Source organism: Kocuria sp. CPCC 205260 (assembly GCF_040981045.1).
In the GTDB taxonomy this organism is placed as follows: Bacteria; Actinomycetota; Actinomycetes; order Actinomycetales; family Micrococcaceae; genus Kocuria; species Kocuria palustris.
Genome location: NZ_JAVKPT010000007.1, coordinates 60265 through 74183, shown reverse-complemented (window position 1 = coordinate 74183; position 13919 = coordinate 60265). Strand labels below are relative to the sequence as shown.

11 protein-coding genes and 1 pseudogene are annotated in these 13919 nt (G+C 71.4%); 11 read left to right on the top strand and 1 reads right to left on the bottom strand.

The genetic code is table 11. The features are described 5' to 3' along the window. The first annotated feature begins 133 nt into the window (after nt 1-133). From infB to RF645_RS10935, 7 genes are all read left to right on the top strand, one after another. Entirely contained in the window at nt 134-3049 is a 2916-nt protein-coding gene (infB, locus tag RF645_RS10965) for a translation initiation factor IF-2 (protein WP_368819084.1), read from the top strand. Between the two features lie 175 nt (nt 3050-3224). Then, nucleotides 3225-3710 carry a 30S ribosome-binding factor RbfA gene (rbfA, locus tag RF645_RS10960; protein ID WP_006214468.1) on the top strand — a complete coding sequence of 162 codons (486 nt, stop codon included), beginning with the start codon at nt 3225-3227 and terminating at the stop codon, nt 3708-3710. Nucleotides 3711-3771: 61 nt separating this feature from the next. After that, nucleotides 3772-4689, top strand: a complete 918-nt coding sequence (truB, locus tag RF645_RS10955; protein WP_100244680.1) for a tRNA pseudouridine(55) synthase TruB — start codon at nt 3772-3774, stop codon at nt 4687-4689. Between the two features lie 52 nt (nt 4690-4741). After that, nucleotides 4742-5113 (top strand): hypothetical protein, encoded by a 372-nt coding sequence (locus tag RF645_RS10950; RefSeq protein ID WP_006214471.1) that lies wholly within the window; start codon nt 4742-4744, stop codon nt 5111-5113. A gap of 14 nt (nt 5114-5127) precedes the next feature. Beyond that, nucleotides 5128-5655 carry a hypothetical protein gene (locus RF645_RS10945; protein WP_006214484.1) on the top strand — a complete coding sequence of 176 codons (528 nt, stop codon included), beginning with the start codon at nt 5128-5130 and terminating at the stop codon, nt 5653-5655. Further along, nucleotides 5652-6260 (top strand): GNAT family N-acetyltransferase, encoded by a 609-nt coding sequence (locus RF645_RS10940; protein ID WP_058872288.1) that lies wholly within the window; start codon nt 5652-5654, stop codon nt 6258-6260. Before RF645_RS10945 ends, RF645_RS10940 begins: the two co-directional genes overlap by 4 nt. 200 nt (nt 6261-6460) lie before the next feature. Further along, nucleotides 6461-7525 (top strand): bifunctional riboflavin kinase/FAD synthetase, encoded by a 1065-nt coding sequence (locus tag RF645_RS10935; RefSeq protein WP_082677076.1) that lies wholly within the window; start codon nt 6461-6463, stop codon nt 7523-7525. Between the two features lie 121 nt (nt 7526-7646). On the opposite strand, the gene RF645_RS10930 is transcribed toward RF645_RS10935, so the two are convergent. Then, the gene (locus tag RF645_RS10930; protein WP_006214487.1) at nt 7647-8555 is read right to left on the bottom strand and encodes an aldo/keto reductase; all 909 of its coding nucleotides are present in this window, start codon (nt 8553-8555) and stop codon (nt 7647-7649) included. A 269-nt stretch (nt 8556-8824) separates the two neighbouring features. On the opposite strand from RF645_RS10930, the gene rpsO reads away from it, so the two are divergent. From rpsO to RF645_RS10910, 4 genes and pseudogenes are all read left to right on the top strand, one after another. Continuing rightward, nucleotides 8825-9094: a 30S ribosomal protein S15 gene (gene rpsO, locus RF645_RS10925; RefSeq protein ID WP_006214488.1), complete on the top strand. Its 270-nt coding sequence runs from the start codon at nt 8825-8827 to the stop codon at nt 9092-9094. Between the two features lie 435 nt (nt 9095-9529). Further along, complete coding sequence (locus RF645_RS10920; RefSeq protein WP_058872290.1) at nt 9530-11791, top strand: polyribonucleotide nucleotidyltransferase; 2262 nt, start codon at nt 9530-9532, stop codon at nt 11789-11791. 96 nt (nt 11792-11887) lie between these two features. Next, nucleotides 11888-12304, top strand: a pseudogene (locus tag RF645_RS10915) (MFS transporter); the annotation flags it as partial. A 263-nt stretch (nt 12305-12567) separates the two neighbouring features. Next, a complete protein-coding gene (locus RF645_RS10910) occupies nt 12568-13914 on the top strand; it encodes a pitrilysin family protein (RefSeq protein WP_058872291.1) in 1347 nt (448 codons plus the stop codon). Nucleotides 13915-13919: the final 5 nt, after the last annotated feature.

Below are 13919 nucleotides of genomic sequence, written 5' to 3'. Positions count from 1 at the left end.
AGTGCCGAACGATGAGTGCCCCAGCGCACTCGGCAATGGATGCCCTCCTACGGTCCGAGCGACTCGGAGGGTCTCCGACAGACCGTTAGTCGGTCCGCCTCCTGTCACGAGCGCGGGCCGGGACAGGAGAGAAGTGGCTAAGCAGAGAGTTCACGAGCTCGCCAAGGAGCTCGGGATGACGTCCAAGGAGGCGATCTCGACCCTGCAGGAGCTGGGCGAGTTCGTCCGGGGCGCGTCCTCGACCGTGGAGCCCCCGGTCGCCAAGAAGCTGAAGGAGTCGCCGCAGGCCAAGGCCGCGCTGGCGAAGAAGGGCGAGAAGGAGGGCTCGGCCAAGGCCGAGACCTCCAAGCCCGCCGCCAAGCCGTCCTCGACCGGTGCCAAGCCGGCAGGCGGCGCCAAGCCCGGCGCGTCCTCCGCACCGAAGCCCGGACAGTCGGTTCCCACGCCGGCGACCGCCGGTCAGACCGCGCAGCCCGAGCAGAAGACCGAGGAGCAGGCCAAGCCTGCTGAGCAGGCGCCGTCGGCGCCTGCCGCCGAGTCCGAGCCGGCCGCGGCCCAGCCGGAGAAGCCCGCCGCCGAGAAGCCCTCGGCCGAGCAGGCTCCCGCACCGGAGGCCCCGAGCAAGCCCGCCCCCAAGCCGGGCAGCGCGGCTCCCAAGCCGGGCGGTCCCCGCCCGGGCAACAACCCGTTCACGCCCAAGCAGGCCGGCGGGGCGCAGCGCCCCGCCCGCTCGCAGGGCGGCCCGCGTCCGGGCAACAACCCGTTCGCCGCCCAGCAGGGCATGGGCACGCAGCGCCCCAGCCAGGCCGCTCAGGGCGGTCCCCGTCCTGGCGCCCCGCGTCCGGGTCAGGGCGGTCCTCGCCCCGGTGCACCTCGTCCGGGCGCCCCGCGCCCCGGCCAGGGTGCCGGTGCAGGCGGCCCCCGTCCGGGCGGTCCGCGCCCCAGCCCGAACATGATGCCGGGCCACACCAGCAACGTGGCTCCGGTCGGCACCCGTCCGGCCCGCGGCGGTGGTGCCGGCGGCGGTCGACGCGGCGGTCCCGGTGGACCCGGCGGCGGTCCGGGCGGCGGCTTCCGTCCCGGCGGCGGCCCCGGTCGCGGCGGTCGCGGCGCCACGCAGGGCGCCTTCGGCCGCGGCGGGCCTTCGCGCAAGGGCCGCAAGTCGAAGCGCGCCAAGCGCCAGGAGCTGGAGCAGATGAATGCTCCCAAGGTCGGCGGCGTCTCGGTGCCGCACGGCGACGGCAATACTGTGGTGCGCCTGCGCCGCGGTGCCTCGCTGATGGACTTCGCGGAGAAGATCGACGCGAACCCGGCCTCGCTGGTCACCGTGCTCATCCACCTCGGTGAGATGGCCACGCAGACCCAGTCGCTGGATGAGGAGACCTTCGAGGCGCTGGGCGCCGAGCTGGGCTACGTCATCCAGATCGTCTCCCCGGAGGACGAGGAGCGCGAGCTCTTCGAGTCCTTCGACATCGACCTCGAGGCCGAGCAGGCCGCCGAGGGCGAGGAGCAGCTCGAGAAGCGTCCTCCTGTCGTGACCGTCATGGGCCACGTCGACCACGGCAAGACCCGACTGCTGGATGCCATCCGCAACACCCGCGTGATCGAGGGCGAGGCCGGCGGCATCACCCAGCACATCGGCGCCTACCAGGTGTCCCAGGAGGTCGACGGCGAGGATCGCGCGCTGACCTTCATCGACACCCCGGGTCACGAGGCGTTCACCGCCATGCGTGCCCGCGGTGCGCAGGTCACGGACATCGCCCTGCTCGTGGTGGCCGCCGACGACGGCGTCATGCCGCAGACGGTCGAGGCCCTGAACCACGCCCAGGCGGCGAACGTGCCGATCGTGGTCGCGGTCAACAAGATCGACAAGCCCGAGGCGAACCCGGAGAAGATCCGCGGTCAGCTGGCCGAGTACGGCCTGGTGCCGGAGGAGTACGGCGGCGACACCATGTTCGTCGACGTCTCCGCCCGCCAGTCCCAGAACATCGACGAGCTGCTCGAGTCGATCGTGCTGACGGCCGACGGCGCCCTGGAGCTGCAGGCGAACCCGAACAAGGACGCCCGCGGCGTGGCCATCGAGGCCAACCTGGACAAGGGCCGCGGCGCGGTCTGCACCGTCCTGGTCCAGTCGGGCACCCTGCGCGTGGGCGACTCGATCGTCGCCGGCGGGGCTCACGGCCGCGTCCGGGCCATGTTCGACGAGACCGGCGCCGCGGTCGAGGAGGCAGGTCCCTCCCGTCCGGTGCAGGTGCTCGGCCTGTCCACGGTGCCGCGCGCCGGCGACACCTTCATCGCGACCGAGGATGAGCGCACCGCTCGCCAGATCGCGGAGAAGCGCCAGGCGGCCGATCGCAACGCCCTGCTGGCCAAGCGCCGCAAGCGCGTCACGCTCGAGTCGTTCGACCAGGTCGTGGCCGAGGGCAAGATCGACACGCTCAACCTCATCATCAAGGGCGATGTCTCCGGTGCCGTCGAGGCGCTCGAGGACTCGCTGCTGAAGATCGAGGTGGCTCCGGACGAGGTCCAGCTGCGCGTCATCCACCGCGGTGTGGGTGCGATCACGCAGAACGACGTCAACCTGGCCACGGTCGACAACGCCGTGATCATCGGCTTCAACGTCCGGCCGGCCGAGCGCGTCACCGAGCTCGCCGACCGCGAGGGCGTCGAGATGAAGTTCTACTCGGTGATCTACAACGCCATCGACGACGTCGAGGCGGCCCTGAAGGGCATGCTCAAGCCGGAGTACGAGGAGGTGGATCTCGGCAAGGCCGAGGTCCGCGAGGTGTTCAAGTCCTCCAAGTGGGGCTCGATCGCCGGCTCGTACGTCACCGAGGGGCTCATCCGCCGCAACGCGAAGGCCCGCCTGGTGCGCGACGGCAACGTCGTCAAGGAGGGCCTGACCATCGAGTCGCTGCGCCGCTTCAAGGACGACGCGACCGAGGTCCGCGACGGCTACGAGTGCGGCATCGGCCTGGGGTCGTTCAACGACATCAAGGAAGGCGACGTCATCGAGACGTGGGAGATGCAGGAGAAGCCCCGCGCCTGATCGTCGTCGATCCCTCGTGCGGCCCGCATCGCTGGGTCCGTTCCGCAGCCGCCCTCGGGCGGACGGGTCGGACCCGCGGTGCGGGCCGCACGCTCCGGCACCGCCTCGGTGCCGCCCCTGACACTGCACTGCAGCGCACGGACCCGCGGGTCCGCGCGCGAGAACGGGAGAGATCATGGCCGATGCACAGCGGGCTTCCCGCATGGCCGACCGCGTCAAGGTGATCGTGGCGAAGGCTCTGGAGCGCCGGGTCAAGGACCCGCGCCTGGGCTTCGTGACCGTCACCGACGCCCGCGTGACCAACGACCTGCAGCACGCGACCGTCTACTACACGGTCTACGGCAGCGCCGAGGAGAAGGCCGATTCGGCCCGTGCCCTCGAGTCCGCCAAGGGCATCCTGCGTGCCGAGGTCGGCAAGAACATCACCGCCCGGCTCACGCCCACGCTCGAGTTCGTGGCCGATGAGATCCCGGAGGCGGCCTCCAACCTGGAGGACGTCCTGCGCCGGGCCAAGGAGAAGGACGCGGCTGTCGCCGCCTCCGCGGCCGGGGCCACCTACGCCAACGGCGAGAACTCCTACCGCACGGACGAGGCCGACGACGCCCAGTCCGCGGCCGCTGAGGCCGACGACGAGGATCCCAGCGGCACTCGTGAGCGCTGAGCCGCAGGCGGGCGGATCGGGGCGCAGCGCGCAGACGCCGCGCCCCGATCCCTCGCTGACCGTGCCCGAGGGACTCGTGGTCGTGGACAAGCCGAAGGGCTGGACCAGCCACGACGTCGTCGGGCGGATGCGCCGGCTGTGCGGGACGCGCAAGGTCGGCCACGCCGGGACTCTGGACCCCATGGCCACCGGTGTGCTGATCGTGGGCGTCGGGCGCGGGACCAAGCTGCTGACCCACCTGGTGGGCGCGGACAAGACCTACGAGGCCACCATTCGCCTGGGCGCCACCACCGTCACCGAGGACGCCGAGGGCGAGCTCACCGGCACCGCGGATCCGAGCGCCGTCGCGGCCGTCACGGACGAGCAGATCCGCGCGGCCGTCGCCGAGCTGACCGGAGACCTGGAGCAGGTCCCGTCCGCGGTCTCGGCGATCAAGGTGGACGGCAAGCGCTCCTACGCCCGCGTGCGCGCGGGGGAAGAGGTCGCCCTCGAGGCGCGGCCGATCACGGTCTCGCGCTTCGACGTGACGGAGATCCGCCGGGACCGCGATGCCCTGGAGCTCGACGCCGTCCTGGACGTCTCGTCGGGGACCTACATCCGGGCGATCGCCCGCGATCTCGGCGAGGCCCTGGGGATCGGCGGTCACCTCAGCGCGCTGCGCCGCACCCGCGTGGGCGCCCTGGGCCTCGAGCAGGCCCGGGAGCTGGAGGCGCTCACCGGGATCGTCGCCGGGGGAGCAACGGTGCCGTCCACCTCGCTCGACCAGGCGGCCCGGGCCATGTTCCCGGCCCGTGAGCTCACCGCGCAGCAATCGGTGGAGATCGGGCAGGGCAAGCGCATCGGACCCACCGGCACCGGACCGGGGGAGCTCACCGCAGGCTTCGATCCGCAGGGCCACGTGGTGGCCCTGCTCGAGGACCGCGGACACGCCGAGGAGCGCACCGCCAAGTCGGTCCTGGTCTTCCAGGCGCAGGGCTGAGAACGGACCGGTCGCCACGGCGGCCGCAGGACAGGAAGCAGAGAAGACACGGATGCTGTGGGGATATGACGGGTGGTTCTGGGCCTCGGTGGTCCTGGGCGGCCTCTCGACGCTGATCTGCGCCGTGGAGGCGCTGCGCAAGCGGCCCCCGGGAGATGCCACGCAGGGCTCCGTGCTCGTGCTGGAGGCCTTCCTGCTCGTCTACCTGATCGGCTCGATCTTCCTGGGGATCCTCGGTCCGGCGGCCTCGGGCTCGGCGCTCGAGTACTGGGGCTACCTGCTGACGGCGCTGCTGATCCCGGCGGGCACCTTCATCTGGTCGCTCGTGGAGCGCTCGAGCTGGTCCAACTGGATCCTGGCGGCCACGGGCCCCACGATCATCGTGATGGTGTACCGGATGAACTTCATCTGGTACTACCAGTGAGTCGAGAGGACGCCATGCAGCACACCGACCCTGAGAGCCCGCGCTCCGCCGGCTCCGAGCCGGAGCCTCCCGGGCGACTGCAGTCGCGCTTCGGGCCGCGGGAGGGCGCACGGCGCACCGACCCGAAGTCCTCGGGCTTGGGCCGGGTGATCATCGTGGTCTACGGGATCTTCTCGTTGTCGGCCGGAGTGCGCTCGCTGTATCAGATCCTCACCCAGTTCGACGTCGCTCCGCTGGCCTACCTGCTCTCGCTGTTCTCCGCGACCGTCTACGTGGTGGCCGCAGTGGCGCTGGCGAAGACCGGGCCTGGCTGGCATCGGATCGCCACGGGTGCCGTGCTGGTGGAGCTCATCGGCGTGCTCGGCATCGGCGCGATGACCTTCGCCGCCCCGGAGCTGTTCGCCGATGAGACCGTCTGGTCGCACTTCGGCCAGGGCTACGGCTATATCCCGCTGCTGCTGCCGATCGTGGGGCTGATCTGGCTGCGCCGCACCCGCCCCCTCACCGACCGCTCCACCGAGACCGCAGGAGACCGCGCATGAGCACCGACGACACCGCCGCCAGCACCAGCCAGGGGCTCAGCGTCCCGCGGCTCACCGACGGGGCCCTCACCCTGCGGGAGCTGACCCCCGCCGACGCCGAGGCTCTGACCGCGAACTGCCAGGACCCGGTGGCTGTGCGCTGGACGACCGTTCCCGAGCCCTACGGCGTGGAGTCGGCGCTGTGGTACATCCGGGAGTACGTGCCGGGCGCGCTGAAGGCCGGATCGGCGATCAACTGGGCTGCCGAGGATCCCCAGGGCCGCTTCCTCGGGACGATCGAGCTGTGCCGGCTGCGCGCCGGTGCAGCGGACATCGGCCTGAACTTCGGCCCGCATGCCCGCGGCACGGGTTCCGCCGAGGCGGCCTGCCGCCTGGTGATCGAGCACGCGTTCGGCACCATGGGGCTCACGCACCTGCACTGGCTGGCCTTCGATGGCAACTGGGCCTCGCGCAAGCTCGCCTGGAAGCTCGGTTTCTCCACGCCCGTTCTGGTCCGCGGTTACATGGAGCAGCGGGGCCAGCTGCGCGACACCTGGATCGCGACCTTGACCGATGCCGATGACCGCAGCCCGTCCGAGCCCTGGGGCGGCCCGGCACCGGCCTGAGGCATCCGACCCGCCGGGGAGTCGGTGTCAGCGACTACCCTGGAGCGAGTGCCGAGCGGTGCCCGTCCGGATGAGGCCCGCCGGCCCCATCCGCAGCCCGCGATCCGCTGAGCCCACCACCGTCCGACCGCCCAGATCCGCATCGCGGACGTCGTCCTGACGGACGACGCCGCGCCTGCCGAGGAGACCCGTTGCATCGCTTGCACGACCTGTCCGAGCTTCCCGAGGACCTCGGGCCCTGCGTGGTCACCGTCGGGAACTTCGACGGCGTCCATCGCGGGCACCAGGAGGTCCTGGGGATGGCCGTCGAGCGCGCACATCGCGAGGGCGCCAGCTCGGTCGTGCTGACCTTCGACCCGCACCCGGCCCTGGTGCACCGCCCGGATCAGTACAGGGGCCAGATCATGGGCACCTCGGACAAGCTCGATGCCATGGAGCAGCTCGGCGTGGACGCTGTGCTCGTGCAGCACTACGACCTCGCCTTCGCCTCGCAGGACCCGCTCGAGTTCATGAGGCGGTACCTGCTGCGCGGGCTGCGCGCCTGCTGCGTGGTCGTGGGCGCCGACGCCCGGTTCGGGCGCGGCAATCAGGGCGATGTCTCCGCCCTGCGCCGCTTCGGCGCCGAGCACGGCTTCGACGTCGTCGTGGTCGAGGATCTCGAGTGCTGCGGCACTGTGCCGGCCCAGCTGCGCACCACGAACCTCCCGCTGGTCGGGGTCGACGGCCCCGTGTCCTCGCAGGAGGACACCGACCACGATCCTGAGGACCGGCGGATCTCCTCGACCTGGATCCGCGAGCGCCTCATCGCCGGCGACGTCGAGGACGCCGCACGCCTGCTGGGTCGTCCGCACCGCATGCGCGGCACCGTGGTCCACGGCGCCGCGCGCGGTCGCGAGCTCGGCTTCCCCACGGCCAACCTCGCCCCGGACGCCGACGGCTACATCCCCGCCGACGGCGTCTACGCCGGCTGGCTCACCGACGCCTCCGGACAGCGCTGGCCGGTGGCGGTCTCGGTGGGCTCCAACCCCACATTCGAGGGCGTCTCCCGGGTGGTCGAGGCGCACGTGATCGACCGGCCCCGCGAGCGGGTGGAGGACTTCGACCTCTACGGCCAGGAGGTCATCGTGGAGTTCATCGCCCGCCTGCGCGGCATGGTGGCCTACGAGGGCGTGGAGAAGCTCGTGCAGCAGATGAGCCTGGACGTGGAGAACACCCGCAAGATCCTGGCCCAGCACCCGGAGGGCATGGCCGACGTCGCCCCCTGACGGCGCGCTGCAGGCGCCGCCGCCTGAACGACCAGAGGCAGAGACGGACTGAGGGCCGCCCGGGGGAGTCCCCGGGCGGCCCTCAGTCCATCAGGCAAAGCGCGCGGTCAGCGCGCCCGACTCACATCTCCTCGTGCTCGTCCGGGTCGAAGCCCGAGCCGGAGAGACCGGTGTGCAGCAGGCGGATGCGCTCCATCTGCTGATCGCTGAGCTCCCAGCCGAAGACGTCGAGGTTCTCGGCCATGCGCTTGGGGTTCGAGGACTTGGGGATCGGAAGCACCGCGGACTGGATCTCCCAGCGCAGGATGACCTGGGCCGGGGTGCGGTTGACCTGCCCGGCGATCTCGGCGAGCCACTCGTGGTCGAGGATGTCGGTCTTGCGCCCCAGCGGCGACCAGGCCTGCACCAGGATCCGCTTGTCGTGGTGGTGGGCGCGCAGAGCCTCCTGCTGGTACTGCGGGTGCAGCTCGACCTGGTTGACCGCCGGGGTCTCGCCGGTCTCGGCGATCAGGCGATCCACGTGGGCCGGGGTGAAGTTGGAGACGCCGACCGAGCGGACCAGGCCCTCCTCGCGCAGGGCGAGCATGGTCCGGAAGGTCTGCACGTACTTGTCCTGCTGGGGATTGGGCCAGTGGATCAGCAGCAGGTCCAGGCGGTCCAGGCCCAGCCGCTCGAGCGAGCCCTCCACGCTGGCGCGCACCGTGGCCTCGTCGCCCTGATCGCGGCCGGGGATCTTGGTGGTCACGAAGACCTCGTCGCGGGGCAGCCCGGCCAGAGCGATGCCGCGGCCCACGCCGATCTCGTTGCCGTAGTTCACGGCGGTGTCGATCAGGCGGAAGCCCCGGTTGATGCCCTCGTAGACGCCGACCTCGGCATCGGCGTCGTCCATGGGGTAGGTGCCCATGCCGATCTGCGGCAGCTGGTGGCCGTCGTTGAGGGTGTGGCGGCGCTCGGAGACGCCCACCTGGTCGGCCAGGGCCGGATCGATCTGCGTGGTCTCGGACTCGCGGCTGTCTGCGGACTCGGTCATGGGCCCACTCCTCACTGCTCGGGGACGGTGCGCCGGGGCCGCAGCGGAACGGGCCCGGAGGGATTCGCCCTCCAGTCTTGCACTGTCCCCGGCCATCGTCCGGCTCACAGCCCGTGTGGCGCGCGCCTGCTACCATGATCGGCGGTCCGCCTGCAGTCCGTGGCGGACGGGCCCCTGAGTCCGCACGATCCGCTCGTGCGAGCTCCTGCCCCGGCGCGATCACCTTCGCAGCCGGGACGCACGGCACTGGACCCCGAAGGAGTTCACACATGGCACTCGACGCAGCTGTCAAGCAGTCCATCATCGAGGAGTACGCGACCCACGAGGGCGACACGGGTTCGCCCGAGGTCCAGGTCGCGGTCCTGACTCGCCGGATCTCGGATCTGACCGAGCACCTCAAGTCGCACAAGCACGACCACCACACCCGCCGCGGCCTCATGGCCATGGTCGGTCGCCGTCGTCGCATGCTGACCTACCTGCAGAACACGGACATCGAGCGCTACCGCTCGCTGATCCAGCGTCTCGGCCTGCGCCGCTGATCGCATTCTGACCCTTGCCTCGGGCGGGGCCGCCACGCAGCTCGCGGCGGTCCCGCTCGTGGTCTACGGGCGCGGATCCCGCCACATCCGCCGCCGACGCCCGCCCACCGGCTGAGCGTCCGGACGAACACCCGCAGCCCCTCAATGCTGGTCCGCGCGTCGCGGACCTGTCAGGCTGGGTCTGCACGAACAAGCCCCGGGGCCCACGGATGGGTCCGCAGGGCATCCGCGATGGACGGCTCCAGCCGTCCGCGTCGATCCGGCCCGCACGCCGCCCGCGTCCCGGTCCTCGACAGTGGTCCACGGAATCCCCGCAGCCTCGCTGCCGCGGCCGTGGACTTCGATCGAAGACCGTGCGCCGTGCGAGCGGGGCGGATCGGACACTGCCAGATCACCCCGATCGTGGAGACGATCGCGACGAAAGGAAGGTGGCCCTTGGAGGGTCCCGAGATCCAGTCCGCCGAAGCCGTCATCGACAACGGCCGCTACGGCCAGCGCGTCGTGCGCTTCGAGACCGGTCTGCTCGCGCAGCAGGCAGCCGGCTCCACCCTGGTGTCCATTGACGATGACACCACCCTGCTGTCCACCACCGCGGTGGGCAAGAAGCCCCGCGAGGGCTTCGACTTCTTCCCGCTGACCGTGGACGTGGAAGAGCGCATGTACGCCGACGGACGCATCCCCGGCTCGTTCTTCCGCCGCGAGGGCCGTCCCTCGACCGACGCCGTGCTGGCCTGCCGCCTGATCGACCGCCCGCTGCGCCCCGCCTTCCAGAAGGGCATCCGCAACGAGGTCCAGGTCGTCGTGACTGTGCTGGCGATCGACCCCGACGAGATCTACAACACCATCGCGATCAACGCCGCGTCGATGTCCACGACCCTGTCCGGCCTGCCCTTCGGCGGCCCGGTCGGCGGCGTGCGCCTGGCCCTGATGGCCGAGGCCGACGGCACCCACCAGTGGGTCTGCTTCCCCAAGCACTCCCAGCTCGAGAACGCCGTGTTCGACATGGCCGTGGCCGGCCGCGTGGTCACCAAGGCCGATGGCACCGAGGACGTCGCGATCATGATGGTCGAGGCCGAAGCCACCGACCGCTCGTGGGAGCTCATCAAGGGCCAGGGCGCCGTGGCGCCCACTGAGCAGATCGTGGCCGAGGGCCTCGACGCCGCGAAGCCCTTCATCAAGGCCCTGTGCCAGGCCCAGTCGGACCTCAAGGCCCGCGCCGGCAAGCCCGAGATGGAGCTGCCGCGCTTCGGCGGCCACGGCGACGACGTCGCCCAGGCCGTCAAGGACGCCGTGGGCCAGCGCCTGGTGGAGGCCTACTCGATCGCCGGCAAGCAGGAGCGCGAGGACGCCACCGACGCCCTGCACCAGTCCGTCCTGGAGGAGCTGACCGGTGAGGGCAAGCCCTTCGCCGAGCGCGCCGACGAGGTCAACGACGCCTACCAGGCCCTGACCAAGCACACCGTGCGCCAGCGCGTGCTCTCCGAGAACGTGCGCATCGACGGCCGCGGCCCCCGCGACATCCGCGAGCTGACCGCCATGGTGGAGATCCTGCCGCGCGTGCATGGCTCGGCGATCTTCCAGCGCGGCGAGACCCAGATCATGGGCGTCACCACGCTGAACATGCTCAAGCTCGAGCAGCAGATCGACTCGCTGTCGCCGGTGAAGTCCAAGCGCTACATGCACCACTACAACTTCCCGCCGTACTCCACCGGCGAGACCGGCCGCGTGGGCTCGCCCAAGCGCCGCGAGATCGGCCACGGCGCTCTGGCCGAGCGCGCACTGGCCCCCGTGATCCCGTCGCGCGAGGAGTTCCCCTACGCGATCCGCCAGGTCTCCGAGGCCCTGGGCTCCAACGGCTCGACCTCCATGGGCTCGGTCTGCGCCTCGACCCTGTCGATGCTCAACGCCGGCGTGCCGCTGCGCGCCCCGGTGGCCGGCATCGCCATGGGCCTGATCACCGGCGAGGTCGACGGCAAGCCGGCCAGCGTCGCGCTGACCGACATCCTGGGCGCGGAGGACGCGCTCGGCGACATGGACTTCAAGGTCGCCGGCACCTCCGAGTTCGTCACGGCCATCCAGCTGGACACCAAGCTCGACGGCATCGACGCCGAGGTCCTGGGCGCCGCCCTGGCCCAGGCCCGCGATGCCCGCCTGGCCATCCTCAACGTGATCGCCTCCGCGATCGATGCACCGGACGAGATGTCCGAGTACGCCCCGCGGATCATCACGGTCAACGTGCCCGTCTCCAAGATCGGCGAGGTCATCGGCCCCAAGGGCAAGATGATCAACCAGATCCAGGAGGACACCGGCGCGGACATCTCCATCGAGGACGACGGCACCGTGTTCATCGGCGCCGTGGACGGCCCCTCGGCCGAGGCCGCGCGCTCGGCTATCAACGCGATCGCCAATCCGCAGGTCCCCGAGGTGGGGGAGCGCTACCTGGGCACGGTCGTGAAGACCACGACCTTCGGCGCCTTCGTCTCGCTGACCCCGGGCCGCGACGGCCTCCTGCACGTCACCGAGCTGCGCAAGCTCAACGACGGCAAGCGCGTCAACGACGTCGAGGACGTCGTGGGCGTGGGCCAGCAGGTCCAGGTCGAGATCACCAAGGTCGATGACCGCGGCAAGCTCTCGCTCTCGCCGGTCGTGGCCGACGACGACGCCGCTGAGGCGGACGAGGACTCCGCCGCCGAATGATCCCTCCACCGGCTCGCACCTGAGCCGCACGAGGCCCCGGGCCCCGCATCCGCCGTGGATGCGGGGCCCGACCCGTCTGAGCCCCTCGGGGGAGGCATGTCTGCGGGCGGCGTGCGGACTCGGGATCCGGGGTACGGTCGAGGCGGGCCTGATGCTGAGGCAACGAACCGTATCCCCTTGTCGGCGCCTTCCGCACATGGAAGCGAATGCCTTGTCCGCACACACCTCAGACAGCCGTCCGCCTCAGGACGGGGCGAGTTCCACGTCTCCGCGGCCACCGCCCAGTGGCTGCTCACCGGCTTCATGCTGACGATGGCCGTCGTCATGCCCACCACGGGCTGGAGGCTCGAGCGGTTCTCGACCCGGGCGGTCTTCATCGTCGCCGTCGCCGCGTTCCTGCTCGGCACCCTGCTGGCCGCGCTGGCGCCGTGGTTCGGGGTCCTGCTGCTCGACCGGCACTTCCAGGCCGCGGGCACGGCCGTGGTGCTGCCCCTGATGATGGCGGTGACCATGACCCTGGTGGCCGCCTCGGGCCTGCTGGGTCTGGCCAGGCTGCGCAATGTGGGGCCCTGCGCCGTCTGCCGCTGGACGTGGTCTGCGTGGTGCTCTCCCTGTTCATCCGGGCCCCCAGATCGGGGTCCCGGACCGAGATCGAGGGCTGAGCCGGCAGTTGGCCGCCCCGAGAGCCTGGTCCTAGACTCGACGGGTTCCCGAGAGGAGCCGCGGCTGCGGCCCCCGGGGCCATCCCTCATCGCCGTCAGGAGTCGAGCCCCCACATGTCGTATGCGCTGGAGCTGCGCCCGCCGGACCCCGCCGGTACGCACTCGCCCGAGCTGGTCTGGTCCGGCGACGGCGGTGCCGCCGTGCGCCGCACCGTCCTGCCCAACGGCGTGCGGATCCTCACCGAGTCCATGCCCGGGCTGCTCTCTGCCTCCGTGGGCTTCTGGGTGGGGGTGGGCTCGCGCGACGAGCGGCCCGGTCACCTGGGCTCCACGCACTTCCTCGAGCACCTGCTGTTCAAGGGGACCGCCCGGCGCAGCGCGCTGCAGATCGCGGAGGCCTTCGACGAGGTCGGCGGCGAGTCGAACGCCGCCACGGCCAAGGAGTCCACGTGCTACTACGCGCGGGTGCTCTCCGAGGACCTGCCCATGGCGATCGACGTCCTCGCGGACATGGTCACCGCGCCGCTGCTGGAGACCGATGAGCTCGAGCGCGAGCGCGGGGTCATCCTCGAGGAGCTGGCCATGGACCAGGACGACCCCACGGACGTGGCCTTCGAGCACTTCGTCGAGCACGTTCTGCACGGCAACCCGCTCTCGCGCCCCATCGGGGGCACGCCCGAGGAGATCACCGGGGTGGCCCGCCAGCGCGTGCTCGAGCACTGGCAGGAGCACTACCGCCCGGAGAACCTCGTGGTCACCGCCGCCGGCGGCCTGGATCACGACCGCGTGGTCGAGGAGGTGCGCGAGCGCCTGGCCCGCGCCGGCTGGGACCCCGAGGCTCCCGGCCGTCCGCGGGCCCGTCGTTCGGGGCAGCCCGACGGCCTGGCACAGCTGAGCCCCGAGTGGGGCCGTCACCTGCTGCACCGCCCGGTCGAGCAGTCCAATGTGGTGATCGGGCGCCCCGGCCTGGTCACCGGCGACGAGCGCCGTTACGTCATGACCGTGCTCAACGCCGCGCTGGGCGGGGGCATGTCCTCGCGGCTGTTCCAGGAGATCCGGGAGAAGCGCGGGCTGGCCTACAGCACGTTCTCCTTCTCCGGCTCCTACTCGGATGCGGGATACTTCGGGATGTACGCCGGCTGCGCGCCCGCGCGCACCGACGAGGTGCTGGAGCTGATGCAGGCCCAGCTCCAGGAGCTGGCCGCCGACGGCCCGGGGGAGCGCGAGCTGGCCAAGGTCGTCGGGCAGCTGGCCGGCGGGACCGTCATGGCGCTGGAGGACTCCGGTTCGCGCATGAGCCGCCTGGGCTCGGCGGAGCTGGGCATCGGCGAGTTCGTGGATCTCGAGGAGACCATGAACCGGGTCCGCTCCGTGACCGCGCAGGACGTCCAGCGCCTGGCCGCCGAGCTCGCGGAGGGCCCCGCCGTCGTGCAGGTCGTGCAGCCCCCCGACGGGCAGTGAGCCCC

Excerpts from the sequence above, each read along its gene's own strand:
- rbfA (WP_006214468.1), top strand. The coding sequence starts at position 3,225 with ATGGCCGATGCACAGCGGGCTTCCCGCATGGCCGACCGCGTCAAGGTG.
- RF645_RS10950 (WP_006214471.1), top strand. The coding sequence starts at position 4,742 with ATGCTGTGGGGATATGACGGGTGGTTCTGGGCCTCGGTGGTCCTGGGC.
- RF645_RS10945 (WP_006214484.1), top strand. The coding sequence starts at position 5,128 with ATGCAGCACACCGACCCTGAGAGCCCGCGCTCCGCCGGCTCCGAGCCG.
- RF645_RS10940 (WP_058872288.1), top strand. The coding sequence starts at position 5,652 with ATGAGCACCGACGACACCGCCGCCAGCACCAGCCAGGGGCTCAGCGTC.
- RF645_RS10930 (WP_006214487.1), bottom strand. The coding sequence starts at position 8,555 with ATGACCGAGTCCGCAGACAGCCGCGAGTCCGAGACCACGCAGATCGAT.
- rpsO (WP_006214488.1), top strand. The coding sequence starts at position 8,825 with ATGGCACTCGACGCAGCTGTCAAGCAGTCCATCATCGAGGAGTACGCG.
- RF645_RS10910 (WP_058872291.1), top strand. The coding sequence starts at position 12,568 with ATGTCGTATGCGCTGGAGCTGCGCCCGCCGGACCCCGCCGGTACGCAC.